The sequence below is a fragment of the Acinetobacter sp. YH12069 genome, assembly GCF_013419675.1.
In the GTDB taxonomy this organism is placed as follows: Bacteria; Pseudomonadota; Gammaproteobacteria; order Pseudomonadales; family Moraxellaceae; genus Acinetobacter; species Acinetobacter amyesii.
The window spans coordinates 193020-206897 of sequence record NZ_VOZS01000002.1 but is presented as its reverse complement, the minus strand read 5'-3'; the positions used below and the strand labels follow the sequence as shown (position 1 = coordinate 206897).

Annotated in this window: 11 protein-coding genes; all 11 read left to right on the top strand. The window is 44.5% G+C overall.

Annotated elements, in window-relative coordinates:
* Positions 1-74: 74 nt before the first annotated feature.
* From nuoC to nuoN, 11 genes are read left to right on the top strand one after another with little or no spacing between them, the layout of a single operon-like run.
* A complete protein-coding gene (gene nuoC / locus FTU16_RS01145) occupies positions 75-1862 on the top strand; it encodes an NADH-quinone oxidoreductase subunit C/D (protein ID WP_078191104.1) in 1788 nt (595 codons plus the stop codon).
* Between the two features lie 14 nt (positions 1863-1876).
* On the top strand, positions 1877-2386 hold the full coding sequence (gene nuoE, locus FTU16_RS01140; protein ID WP_078191103.1) for an NADH-quinone oxidoreductase subunit NuoE: 510 nt from the start codon (positions 1877-1879) through the stop codon (positions 2384-2386).
* Entirely contained in the window at positions 2383-3714 is a 1332-nt protein-coding gene (gene nuoF / locus FTU16_RS01135) for an NADH-quinone oxidoreductase subunit NuoF (protein WP_111884890.1), read from the top strand. The genes nuoE and nuoF overlap by 4 nt, the downstream gene beginning before the upstream one ends.
* A gap of 11 nt (positions 3715-3725) precedes the next feature.
* Positions 3726-6404, top strand: a complete 2679-nt coding sequence (gene nuoG, locus FTU16_RS01130; RefSeq protein WP_180162513.1) for an NADH-quinone oxidoreductase subunit NuoG — start codon at positions 3726-3728, stop codon at positions 6402-6404.
* 3 nt (positions 6405-6407) lie between these two features.
* Entirely contained in the window at positions 6408-7424 is a 1017-nt protein-coding gene (gene nuoH, locus FTU16_RS01125; RefSeq protein WP_078191100.1) for an NADH-quinone oxidoreductase subunit NuoH, read from the top strand.
* A gap of 18 nt (positions 7425-7442) precedes the next feature.
* Positions 7443-7985 (top strand): NADH-quinone oxidoreductase subunit NuoI, encoded by a 543-nt coding sequence (gene nuoI, locus FTU16_RS01120; protein ID WP_078191099.1) that lies wholly within the window; start codon positions 7443-7445, stop codon positions 7983-7985.
* Positions 7985-8503 (top strand): NADH-quinone oxidoreductase subunit J, encoded by a 519-nt coding sequence (nuoJ, locus tag FTU16_RS01115; RefSeq protein ID WP_171262661.1) that lies wholly within the window; start codon positions 7985-7987, stop codon positions 8501-8503. Before nuoI ends, nuoJ begins: the two co-directional genes overlap by 1 nt.
* Positions 8503-8811: an NADH-quinone oxidoreductase subunit NuoK gene (gene nuoK, locus FTU16_RS01110; protein ID WP_067665227.1), complete on the top strand. Its 309-nt coding sequence runs from the start codon at positions 8503-8505 to the stop codon at positions 8809-8811. The genes nuoJ and nuoK overlap by 1 nt, the downstream gene beginning before the upstream one ends.
* Complete coding sequence (nuoL, locus tag FTU16_RS01105; RefSeq protein WP_180162512.1) at positions 8808-10697, top strand: NADH-quinone oxidoreductase subunit L; 1890 nt, start codon at positions 8808-8810, stop codon at positions 10695-10697. The genes nuoK and nuoL overlap by 4 nt, the downstream gene beginning before the upstream one ends.
* Before the next feature lies 1 nt (position 10698).
* A complete protein-coding gene (gene nuoM, locus FTU16_RS01100; protein ID WP_078191096.1) occupies positions 10699-12312 on the top strand; it encodes an NADH-quinone oxidoreductase subunit M in 1614 nt (537 codons plus the stop codon).
* A gap of 3 nt (positions 12313-12315) precedes the next feature.
* Positions 12316-13860 carry an NADH-quinone oxidoreductase subunit NuoN gene (gene nuoN, locus FTU16_RS01095; RefSeq protein WP_078191095.1) on the top strand — a complete coding sequence of 515 codons (1545 nt, stop codon included), beginning with the start codon at positions 12316-12318 and terminating at the stop codon, positions 13858-13860.
* Positions 13861-13878: the final 18 nt, after the last annotated feature.

Below are 13878 nucleotides of genomic sequence, written 5' to 3'. Positions count from 1 at the left end.
ATATTGATACACCCGGACTGGGTGTAATTGTCGTTTTGATTGACTGAATTTGTATTAAATAGGAAGCCAAGCCAATGGCTGAAACTGACATTGCTATGCCAGAATCAACTCCAGTTGATTCCCGCCCTGCATTTGCAATTGTAGAAGAGCTCAAAACCAAATTTGGTGAGAACTTCTACGTGCAAACGACTTTTGAAGACTTTCCAACAGTCTGGGTTGAGCGCGCACGTGTACAAGAAGTTTTAATGTTCTTGCGTACGGTGTCACGTCCATACGTGATGCTGTTTGACTTGTCTGCGGTTGATGAGCGTTTACGTACACACCGCGATGGTCTGCCTGCATCTGACTTCACTGTGTTCTATCACTTGTTATCGTTAGAGCGTAACAGTGATATTCGTATCAAAGTTGCATTAGCTGAGAATGATGTAAACATTCCAACGGCAACCAACATTTGGCCGAATGCCAACTGGTACGAACGTGAAGCTTACGACATGTTTGGTATCAACTTCGAAGGGCATCCAATGCTCCGTCGTATTTTGTTGCCAACCTATTGGGAAGGTCACCCGTTACGTAAAGAATATTCTGCACGTGCGACCGAATACACGCCTTATCGCCAAAACCAAGCGAAACAGGATTACGAACAAGAACATCTTCGTTTCGTACCTGAAGATTGGGGTATGAAGCGTGGGAACGATGATGAAGACTTCATGTTCCTAAACTTGGGTCCTAACCATCCATCTGCGCACGGTGCCTTCCGTGTGATCTTGCAGTTGGACGGTGAAGAAGTGAAAGACTGTGTACCTGACATCGGCTATCACCACCGTGGTGTGGAAAAAATGGCTGAGCGTCAAACATGGCACTCATTCATTCCGTATACAGACCGTGTTGACTACTTAGGTGGTTGTGCGCAAAACATGCCTTACGTTCTTGGCGTAGAGCAAATGGCAGGGATTACCGTTCCTGACCGTGCACAATGTATCCGTGTCATGATGTCTGAATTGTTCCGTATCAATAACCACTTATTGTTCATTGGTACTGCGATTCAGGATGCCGGCGGTATGACCCCTGTATTCTATATGTTCGCTGACCGTCAAAAAATCTATGACGCGATCGAAGCGATCACGGGTTACCGTATGCACCCAGCATGGTTCCGTATCGGTGGTACAGCGCACGACTTGCCAAACAACTGGCAGCACCTCATTCGCGAAATCCTAGATTGGATGCCGAAGCGTATGAACGAGTACTACACTGCGGCACTGAAAAACTCAGTGTTTATCGGTCGTACCCGTAATGTTGCTCAGTATGATGCAAAATCAGCATTGGCTTGGGGTGTAACGGGTACTGGTCTACGTGCTACAGGTATTGATTTCGATGTTCGTAAATACCGTCCTTATAGCGGCTACGAAAACTACGACTTCGATGTGCCTTTAGAGTACGAAGGCGATGCTTATGCACGTGTTCTTGTTCACTTCCGTGAAATTGAAGAATCACTGAAAATCATCAAACAATGTTTAGACAACATGCCTTCTGGTGCATACAAAGCAGACCATCCATTGGCTGTTCCACCACCAAAAGATAAAACTTTACAAGACATCGAAACATTGATTACGCACTTCTTGAGCGTGTCATGGGGTCCTGTAATGCCAGCAGGCGAAAGCTCTGTAATGGCGGAAGTGGTAAAAGGTGCGTCGAACTACTACTTGACTTCAGATAAGTCAACGATGAGTTACCGTACACGAATCCGTACACCAACCTTCACGCACTTACAGCAAATGCCTTCTGTGATTAACGGCAGCTTAATGTCTGACTTAATCATTTATTTAGCGACAATTGACGTCGTAATGGCTGACGTGGATCGCTAAGGGGTAATCGCATTATGATGATTTTGACTGACAAAAAACCACGTGTGAACGTTGAAGGGATTTTAACTGCGGAAGAAATCCACGATATCGAACATCACATTGGTCACTATCCGTACCCACGCGCAGCATGTCTTGATGCGCTGAAGTGTGTACAACGCCGTAATGGCTGGGTAGATGATGCACAGATGAATGCTATTGCTCAATTGCTTAGCATGAGCCTTGCAGACTTAGAAGGTGTAGCAACTTTCTATAACCGTATTTACCGTCAACCAGTTGGTCGCCACGTAATTTTATTATGTGACTCGATTGCTTGCTTCTTGATGGGCGCGGAAACACTTGCTGAAGCATTCCAGCGTGAATTAGGCATTTCATTTGGTCAAACGACTGCAGATGGTCGCTTTACTTTATTGCCAATTTGCTGCCTAGGTAACTGTGACAAAGGTCCGACGTTAATGATTGACGAAGACACTCACGGTCTAGTTGAAGTGACTTCAATTAAACAGTTATTGGAGAAGTATGTATGAATACTGAACCAAAACCAATTTATGGCGACGGTAACCCAGAAACTCACCCATTAACTTGGCGTTTGAGCAAACAGGAACACGTTCGCAGTGCAGATGATTACGAAGCACTTGAAGGTTATGCTGGCTTTAAGAAAGCTGTTGGCATGCAACCGAAAGAAGTTCTTGAAGTAATCAAAGCTGCGACTGTAAAAGGTCGTGGTGGTGCGGGCTTCCCAGCAGGGATCAAATGGTCGCTTATGGCACCAAATGATAACTCAGGTCCTCGTTACCTCATCTGTAATGCCGATGAAATGGAACCAGGTACCTTTAAAGACCGTCTGTTGATGGAAAAACTTCCTCATCAGTTGATTGAAGGTATGTTGATTGCTGCTTATACATTAGAAGCAACACAGGGTTATATCTTCATCCGTGGTGAATACATCGAAGCGGCTCAATACTTAAATGAAGCATTGGACCAAATTCGTGCCAAAGGTTACTTGGGTGAAAACATCTTAGGTACAGGTTGGAACTTCGAGTTACACGTGCATACCGGTGCGGGTCGTTATATCTGTGGTGAAGAAACTGCATTGATTAACTCGCTTGAAGGTCGCCGTGCGAACCCTCGTACTAAACCGCCATTCCCACAAGTGGCAGGTGCTTGGGGTCGTCCTACGATTGTTAACAACGTAGAGACTTACAACAACTTACCCGCAATTATGCTTCGTGGCCCTGAATGGTATATCGGTTTATCTGAAGGTAAGTCGAAAGATCCAGGCACAAAAATCTACGGTGCATCAGGTAAAGTGAAATTCCCAGGTCTATGGGAGCTTCCATTTGGTACGACTGCACGTGAAGTTATTGAAGACCATGCTGGTGGTATGCGTGATGGCTTAAAGCTAAAAGCATGGTTACCAGGTGGTGCATCAACTGACTTCTTGGCAGCTGAGCATATTGACCTTCCTATGGATGCGGAAAGCATCATGAAAGCAGGTTCACGTTTAGGTACGTGTTTGCTCATGGTGGTCGATGAAACTCAATGTATGGTTTCAGCAACCCGTAACCTAGAAGAATTCTTTGCGCGTGAATCATGTGGTTGGTGTACACCATGCCGTGATGGTTTACCTTGGGCGGTTAAAGCGCTTAAAGCCTTGGAAGATGGCACAGGTAAGAAAGAAGATATCGATCACTTACAAGAACTTACTCGTAAGCTTTGGATTGGTAAAACTTTCTGTGCGCATGCTCCAGGTGCGATGGAACCGTTAATGGGCGCACTCAAACATTTCCGTGGCGAGTTTGAAGCTAAAGTCGTAAATGCGGCAGCTCAAACTAGCAACGTAGAACAAGCTTAAGGAATTCGACTATGGCTACAATTCATGTCGATGGAAAATCGTATGAAGTCAACGGCTCAGAGAACTTGCTACAAGCATGTCTTAGCCTTGGCATCGACATCCCATACTTTTGTTGGCATCCATCCTTAGGTTCTGTCGGTTCTTGCCGTCAATGTGCTGTGACTCAATACGCGAATCCTGAAGATACTCGCGGTCGTTTAGTTATGTCATGTATGACGCCTGCATCTGACAATACCTACATCTCGATTGAAGATAACGAAGCAAAGAATTTCCGTGCTTCTGTTGTTGAATTCTTGATGACCAACCACCCACACGACTGTCCAGTCTGTGAAGAGGGTGGTCACTGTCATTTACAAGATATGACTGTAATGACTCAGCATGACCGTCGTCGTTACCGCTTCACAAAACGTACGCATTACAACCAAGAGCTAGGCTCTTTCATTTCTCATGAAATGAACCGTTGTATCGCGTGCTACCGTTGTGTGCGTTACTACAAAGATTATGCAGGTGGTACGGACTTTGGTGTGTATGCAAACGCTTCGCGTGTTTACTTTGGTCGTCCAGAATCAGGTACTTTAGAATCTGAATTCTCTGGTAACTTGACTGAAGTGTGCCCAACAGGTGTATTCACAGATAAAACTCACTCTGAACGCTATAACCGTAAATGGGACATGCAGTATGCGCCAAGCGTATGCCAAGGCTGTTCTTCAGGTTGTAACATCTCTCCGGGTGAACGTTATGGCGAACTACGTCGTGTAGAAAACCGCTTTAACGGTGACGTGAACCAATACTTCCTTTGCGATAAAGGTCGTTTCGGTACAGGTTATGTGAACCGTGAAGATCGTCCACGTCAACCACAATTCCGCTCTGGTGCAAATGTGACTACAGTTTCTGTAGACCAAGCATTGGATACCGTAATTGAAAATATCCAAGGCAAAAAAGTATTGGGTATCGGTTCACCACGTGCGTCACTTGAATCAAACTTCGCGCTTCGCGAACTTGTAGGTCAAGACAACTTCTCAACGGGTATGTCTCAAAAAGAGCAAAAACTTGTTGAACTTGCAGCTTCTATTATGCAAACCGAAGGTGTTTATAACCCTGGTATGCGTGAAATCGAATGCTACGATGCTGTGTTGATTTTGGGTGAAGACTTAACTCAAACTGCACCACGTATGGCTCTATCCGTTCGCCAAGCTGCGAAAAATAAAGCTAAAGAAATGGCTGCAGAGCGCCGTACGCAAGAGTGGTTGGCTGAACCTGTACAACGTATTGCTCAAGATGCCAAATCTCCGATTTACATCCTTGCTGCCACTCAAACACGTTTAGCTGATGTTGCTACCGGTGAAGTTGTTGCATCACCTAACGACATTGCACGTTTAGGTTTTGCGGTCGCTGCTGCTGTCAAAGGTGAAGTGATCTTAGGTTTGGATGACGATGCAAAAGCATTTGCACAAACGATTGCCGACACTTTAAAAGCTGCGAAAAAACCATTAATCATCTCTGGTACAAGCTTGCAAGACGCATCAATCATGGAGGCTGCTGCACAAGTTGCACAGAACCTTGGTAATGCGGGCTTAACATTGACTGTTCCTGAAGTGAACTCAATGGGCTTAGCGATCTTTGGTGGTCAAAGCTTAGAACAAGCATTCGCACAAGATTACGATACCGTGATCGTGGTGGAAAATGACCTTTATCGTCGCTTACCAGCCGCGCAGGTGAATGCTGCACTTTCTGGTAAAGAAGTGATCGTACTTGATCATTCTGAAACTGAAACTGTGAAAAAAGCCAACATCGTACTTTCTGCTGCTTCATTTGCTGAAGGTGATGGTACTGTGGTCTCTCAAGAAGGCCGTGCACAACGTTTCTACCAAGTGTATGACCCAAGCTACTACAAACCAGAACTTGCGATCAAAGAATCTTGGCGCTGGTTACATGCCATTGAAACTGGCGTGAAAGGCAAAGCGATTTCTTGGACAGTTCTTGATGATGTGATCGAGTCAGTAGCGAAAAACGTTCCTGCACTTGAAGCAATTCAAGATGTCGCACCAGATGCTGGCTTCCGTGTACATGGTCTGAAAGTGGCACGTGAACCACGTCGTTACTCAGGTCGTACTGCGATGCGCGCACCACTTTCTATTCATGAACCAAAACAACCAGTCGATAAAGACTCTGCGTTGACGTTCTCTATGGAAGGTTATGTAGGTAACCAAACTCCAGCTTCACTTGTACCATTTGCTTGGTCTGCAGGTTGGAACTCTCCACAAGCTTGGAACAAATTCCAAGACAACGTGGGTGGTCACTTAAAAGGTGGCGATGCAGGCGTTCGTTTATTCGATCGTTTAGCGAAACGTCCAGCACGTACATTCGTTGCACCTGCACCAGTTGCGGTTAATGGTGAAAGCTTCCGTCTTGTACCGATGCATCACATCTTCGCTTCTGGTGAATTTACAGTGAAAACACCTGCGATGGAATCACGTATTCCTGAAGCAATGTTTGCTGTGGGTGAACAAGATGCAGCACGCTTAAATGTTCAAGATGGTCAACGTATCGCTGTGAAAGCAGGGGATGCTGAAATCGTCCTTCCAGTTCAAGTGATTGAATACTTACCTACAGGTTATATCGGTTACCCAGTGGGTCTAGCACCTACAGTATCGCTTGCAGAACCTGTTTCAGTCGCGGTAGGAGTGTAATTCATGGAACAAGAATTAATCCGTCAAACGCCGCTGTGGGCTGAAAACTGGCCAATCGCCTATTCAGTTCTTCAAGCAATTGTGATCTTACTGGTTGTGGTATTGATCGCTGCGTTGATGTCTTTTATTGAACGTCGTTTACTCGGCTTGTGGCAAGACCGTTACGGTCCGAACCGTGTAGGTCCGGGCGGTATGTTCCAGATTGTTGCCGACATGCTGAAAATCATGTTCAAAGAAGACTGGACACCAAAATTTGCTGACAAATTGACTTTCCGTATGGCTCCAGCAGTTGCGATGGCAACTGCGGTGCTATCGTTCATGGTTATTCCTGTTTCACCTTATCTAGGTGTTTCAGACATGAGCATCGGTCTATTGTTCTTTATGGCAATGGCTGGTATTGCGGTATACGCAGTATTGTTCGGTGGTTGGTCTTCAAATAACAAATACGCATTACTAGGTGGTTTACGTTCTGCTGCTCAAACCATTTCTTATGAAGTGTTCTTGGGTATTTCACTGATGGGTGTGGTTGCGATTGCAGGCTCATTCAACATGCGTGAAATTGTTGAAGCTCAACGTGATGTTTGGTTTGTTATTCCTCAGTTCTTAGGTTTCTTGATCTTTGTGGTTGCGGGTGTTGCGGTAACTCACCGTCATCCATTTGACCAACCAGAAGCAGAACAAGAATTGGCGGAAGGTTACCATGTCGAATACGGCGGTATGAAATGGGGTATGTTCTTCGTTGCGGAATACGTCAACGTCGTACTGATCTCTGCATTAATCGTGACTTTATTCTTCGGTGGTTGGTTAGCGCCTTTCAACCTAGATATTCCATTCATTCCAGCTGCGTTCTGGTTCATTATTAAAACAGCATTCTTTGTAATGATGTTTGTCTTGGCTCGTGGTTCTTTAATGCGTCCACGTTATGACCAAGTCATGAACTTTGGTTGGAAAATTTGCTTGCCATTGGCGTTGGTTAACCTTCTGGTAACTGGTGCTGTGATTCTGATGAATCAGGCCTAAGACAGCAGGGAGAATAAAATGTTTAAATTTCTAGCTGGATTTGGGTCAATTGTACGTTCGTTGTGGATGGTTTTCTCACACGCGACACGTAAACGTGACACCATTTTATATCCAGAGGTTAAAGCGGAAGACATCGTACCACCACGTTTCCGTGGTCGTATCGTGTTAACGCGTGACCCTGATGGCGAAGAGCGCTGTGTAGCATGTAACCTTTGTGCGGTTGCATGTCCAGTCGGCTGTATTTCACTACAAAAAGCTGAAAAAGAAGATGGTCGTTGGTATCCGGAATTTTTCCGTATCAACTTCTCACGTTGTATTTTCTGCGGTATGTGTGAAGAAGCATGTCCTACAACTGCGATTCAAATGACACCTGACTTTGAGTTAGGTGAGTATGTTCGTCAGGACTTAGTTTATGAGAAAGAAAACCTTCTTATCTCAGGTCCTGGTAAATACCCAGACTATAACTTCTACCGCGTAACAGGTATGGCTGTTGCTGGTAAAGATAAAGGTCAGGCTCAACGCGAAAGCACACCAGTTGATGTACGGAGTCTATTACCATGATGTGGCCATTTTATTTGATGGCGCTTGTGGCCATCGTCTCTACCGTTCGTGTTGTAACTAACACGAACCCAGTACACGCTTTATTAAGCTTGATTATCTCTTTACTTGCAGTTGCAGGTATCTTCATGATCGTGGGTGCGCCGTTTGCCGGTGCCCTCGAAATTATCGTTTACGCTGGCGCAATCATGGTGCTATTCGTATTCGTCGTGATGATGCTGAATCTTGGTCAAAATACTGTTGAACAAGAAAGCAAATGGCTGACTTCTTCAGCGTGGGCATATCCTGCGTTGATGAGCTTCCTGATGGGTCTAATCCTTGTTTGGATGTTGAAGTCAGACTACACAACTGCTGGCACTGTCATGGGTGCTCAAGTTGTCGGTCCGAAAGAAGTGGGTACTTCACTCTTTACTCAGTACTTATTGCTGGTTGAAGTTGCTGCGATGTTATTGCTTGGCGCACTTGTCGCTGCATTCCATCTTGGCAAACGTGAGCCAGGTGCAGAAGAGGACAAAGAATAATGGGCAACATCCCTTTAGAACATGGTTTGATCGTTGCAACCATTCTTTTTGCACTGGGTTTTTACGGTGTGATGGTTCGACGCAACCTACTATTTATTTTAATGAGCCTTGAAATCATGATGAACGCTGCTGCTTTAGCGTTCGTTTTGGCAGGAAGCGCATGGGCACAGCCAGATGGTCAAGTGATGTTTATCTTGATCTTAACGCTTGCTGCAGCAGAGGCTTGTATCGGTCTTGCGATCGTCCTTCAGTTCTATCATCGCTTCCATCATCTGGATGTGGATGCTGCTAGTGAGATGCGCGGATGAGTTATTTATATTTAACAGTACTTTTCCCGCTAATTGGTTTTATCCTGTTGGCGGCAGGTCGTAAAAATCTTCCTGAATCAGTTGCTGCAATTATTGGTGCAGGTTCAGTTGGTCTTTCAGCTTTATTTGCATTAATTGCCGGTATCGACTTTGTTAATAATGGTTCAGTTGCAACAACTCAGCATCTTTGGACTTGGTTCAGTGCAGGTAACTTAGCACCGGGCTTCACGCTTCATTTAGATGGCTTATCATTATTGATGATGGGCATGATCACAGGTGTGGGTTTCTTAATTCACATCTTTGCAACGTGGTACATGCGTGGCGAAGAAGACTTTGCACGTTTCTTCTCATACTTCAACCTATTCGTGGCAAGCATGCTGCTTTTAGTGTTGGGTGACAACTTAGCGTTGTTATTCCTCGGTTGGGAAGGTGTAGGTCTATGTTCATACCTATTGATTGGTTACTACTACCAAACACCTGCAAACGGTTTTGCTGCAATTAAAGCATTCACTGTGACACGTGTGGGTGACGTATTCTTACTGATCGCATTGTTCTTGATCTACCAACAATTCGGCACTTTAAACATTGCAGAAGTTGTAGCTGCTGCGCCAACAGTTTTGGCTCAGAGTTCTTCGATTACGATTTGGACTGCATTGATGTTGTTCTTGGGTGCTGCAGGTAAATCTGCTCAGATCCCATTACAAACATGGTTGGCAGATGCGATGGCTGGTCCTACACCAGTATCTGCATTGATCCACGCAGCAACAATGGTAACAGCAGGTGTTTACCTATGTAGCCGTATGTTCAGCGTATTTGAACAAGCGCCAGAAGTGATGATGTTCATCTCAATCACGGGTGCAGTGACATTGTTGGTTGCAGGCTTTGCTGCATTGGTACAAACAGACATCAAACGTATTCTTGCTTACTCAACTATGAGTCAGTTGGGTTATATGTTTATGGCTGTAGGTGCTGAAGCTTACCAAGCTGGTCTATTCCACATGCTGACTCACGCATTCTTCAAGGCATTATTATTCTTGTCTTCTGGTGCTGTGATTTTGGCTTACCATCACGAACAAAACATCTTCAAGATGGGTGGTCTATTCCACAAAAACAAATTCTTGTTTGCTTGTTTCGCGATTGGTGGCGGTGCATTGGCAGCGATTCCATTCATCACTATCGGCTTCTTCTCGAAAGATGCGATTCTTGGTGCGGTATGGGTGAAAGGTCAAGCGATTGCAGTTTATGACTGCTTGTACTGGACTGGTGTAGCAGGTGCGTTCTTAACTTCAATTTATACATTCCGTCTTATTTGGGTTGTATTCTTTGGTAAAGAAAACACGCCTTACCATGAAATCAAAGGTGTTACTTACTGGGGTCCATTGGCGATTCTTGCAGTGCTTTCAACTGGTTTAGCTTATGTATTAAAAGCACCAGTAACGAATATTTTAAATGCTGCACAAATCCCAGCATTTAATATTCCAAAAGCGCTAGAACATGGTATGCATAGCGCTGAATACACAGCTGTTGGTATTGCACTTGCAGGTCTTGCAGTGGGTGTGGTGTTATTTGCCTTTGCTTATGGTGCAGTGAAATCGTTCGCGAAAACTTCACTGGGCGCGGGTCTTGCAAATATCTGTCGTAATGCACTTGGTTTCGATGCTTTGTACAACATTGTTTTCGTTAAGCCTTATTTGCTACTGGCTAAAATCTTTGGTCGTGATCCAATTGACGGCTTATGGCTTGTATTGCCTGCACTTGTTAAAGGCGGTAATAGCTTTACAAGTTCACGTCAAACAGGTTCATTGCGTGAATACGCATCTAGTATGGCATTCGGTACGTTTGCATTACTATTGATCCTGGTCGTGATTCAGGTCGTGGGGAAATAAAATGGAAACTCCAAACAATTTAATTCTACCCGCTCTGATCCTTATTCCGTTCATTGCAGGTTTTGTATGCTGGCTTGTCGATAAACTCGACAAGCACTTACCACGCTATATTGCCTTAATTGGTATGCTATTAACGTTGGTGTTAACCGTCGTTTTATGGCAAAGCGGTACTTATAACTACGAGTTGGGTACACAAGCTCCACAGTGGGCTGCTCAATTTAACCTACCGTGGATTACCACTTTAGGGATTAACATTCACCTTGCGGTGGATGGTCTTTCACTGCTTATGGTAGGTTTAACTGCATTACTGGGTGTACTTGCAGTTGGCTGTTCATGGGGTGAGATTCAAAAGAACGTTGGTTTCTTCCACTTAAACCTACTGTGGTCTTTAGGTGGTGTGATCGGTGTATTCTTAGCGATTGACATGTTCCTATTCTTCTTCTTCTGGGAGATGATGCTGGTACCAATCTACTTCTTGATCGCACTTTGGGGTCATAAAGGGGCAGAAGGTAAGTCACGCGTTTACGCTGCAACTAAATTCTTTATCTATACTCAGGTGGCAGGTCTGATCATGTTGATCGGTATCTTGGGTCTAGTGGTTGTTGGCTTCCAACTTCACGGTCAAATCAGCTTTAACTATGACTTCTTGATGAGTGTTGCACACACTGTTGAGGCGAAAGCTCCAGCACTTGCGTATGCATTCATGATCTGTATGTTTATTGGTTTTGCGGTAAAACTTCCAGTTTTCCCATTACACGGCTGGTTACCAGATGCACATGCGCAAGCACCTACAGCGGGTTCTGTCGACCTTGCAGGTATCTTGATTAAAACTGCGGCTTATGGTCTTTTACGTTTCGTTATTCCATTCTTCCCGGTAGCATCTGCTCAGTTTGCTGACATCGCGATCATTCTTGGTCTAATCGGTATTTTCTACGGTGCATGGTGTGCATTCCAACAAACAGACATGAAACGTCTGCTTGCGTACACATCTATTTCGCACATGGGCTTCGTACTTCTTGCTTTGTATGCAGGTAACATCCTGACATTCCAAGGCTTGATGATTATGATGCTGGCTCACGGTCTATCTTCTGCTGCATTGTTCATTATGTGTGGTCAGGTTTACGAACGTCTGCATACACGTGACATGCGTTTAATGGGCGGTATCCGTGGTCAGTTCCAATACCTTTCATTCTTCTTAATGTTCTTTGTTGCGGCACTTGTAGGTATTCCGGGTCTAGGTAACTTCATCGGTGAATTCCTGATCTTGATGGGTTCTTATGACAAGTTCCCTGTGTACACAATCCTTGCTGCAGTAAGCTTAGTATTTGCCGGTCTTTACGGTTTAATCCTGATCCACAAAGCGTTGTTTGGTACACCAAACGAAGAACAAAAACAGCATTACGCAAATCCGTTGAAAGACTTAAATGCGCGTGAAGTTGTGATTCTTTTAATCTGTGCTCTTGGTCTAGTATGGCTTGGTCTATTCCCACAAACCTTCCTTGATATTTCAAATTCAAGCATGGCGTGGATTGCAAATAGCTATATCCCAGTTCAAGAAGTCGTTGATGTTGTGCAGCAGATTGCTGTACAACCTGAAAATGTGGAGATGCAATAAGCCATGGACTTCACAATGTCATTTTCTGAGCTTATGCCATTAGCTCCTGTGATGATCGTGGCTTTAACTGCGATCGTCGTGATGTTGCTAATTGCAATCAAGCGTAACCACAATTTAGTTGCAACGACTTCCGTTATCGGTCTGAACCTTGCAGCCTTTTATATTATTTTTGTTTTCGTTGCAGGGCAGTATGCACCTGCAAACGTAATGAATTTGTTCATCGTAGATCCATTTACGATGTTGTACCAATTCGTGATTTTGATTGCAGCACTTGCTTGCTGCACATTGTCACATGCGTATATCGAAACCTATAAAGATAACCGTGAAGAACTTTATATCTTGATGCTGTGCTCTGTAACAGGTGCATTGTTAATGGTTGCAAGTTCGCACTATGCGTCTTTCTTTATCAGTCTTGAGTTAATGTCGATTCCTGTATACGGCCTATTGGCTTATACACACCAACGTTCACAGTCGCTTGAAGCGGGTGTGAAATACTTGGTGCTTTCAGCAACTGCTTCTGCGATGTTGTTGATGGGTATGGCTTATGTATATGCGTACACAGGTACAATGGCATTCGTTGCTGAACCAGGCAAAATGTTCACAACATTCAGCCAACCGGGTGTAGTCCTTGGTCTTGCACTGATTGTTTTTGCTGTTGCATTTAAATTGTCTCTTGCGCCATTCCACAAATGGACACCAGACGTGTATGCAGGTGCGCCAGCGCCAATCGCGACATTCTTAGCGACTGTGGCTAAAGTGGCAATGATCGGTCTATTCGTTCGTTACTTCTTGGCTTCTGGCTTAATCCTTTCTGACAGCTTCATCACGATCGTGACCATCATTGCAGTATTGTCTATCCTTGCGGGTAACTTACTAGCAGTACGTCAAGTGAACTTGAAACGTATCCTTGCATACTCTTCAATCGCTCACTTTGGTTACTTACTTGTTGCGATTGTCAGTGCACGTAATACTGACTTTGTTCAAGTACAAGGCTTTGCAACATTCAGCAGCGTCAACGTCTATGTGATTACTTATGTATTAACAACGATTGGTGCGTTCGGTGTTGTGACACTGATGTCTAGCCCTTACAACAACAAAGACGAAGCAGGTAGCCTTGCGGAGTACCGTGGTTTGTTCTGGCGTCGTCCAGTGTTGACTGCAACACTGACTGTCATGATGTTATCTCTTGCAGGTATCCCATTAACAGCTGGCTTTATTGGTAAGTTCCTTGTGATCAAAACAGCGGTTGCTGGTGGTTCATGGTTCTTAGCTGCGATGGTGATCCTTGGTTCAGGTATCGGTTTGTACTACTACCTACGTGTGATGATTGTGATGTACATGACTCCACCAGAAAACCCACGTATCGACGCTGTTGATCATTGGGGTCAAAAAGTGGGTGGTATTATGGTGCTTGGCGCAGCTGCACTTGTGTTGTTGATCGGTGTATATCCAGATCCAATCATTGCAGTATCTCAAGTGGCATACTTTGCGATCTCACCTGAATTACAACAGTTCATTTTTAGCTTAATTCAAAGTGGATTTAACTAATGAATTAAGCAATTAATT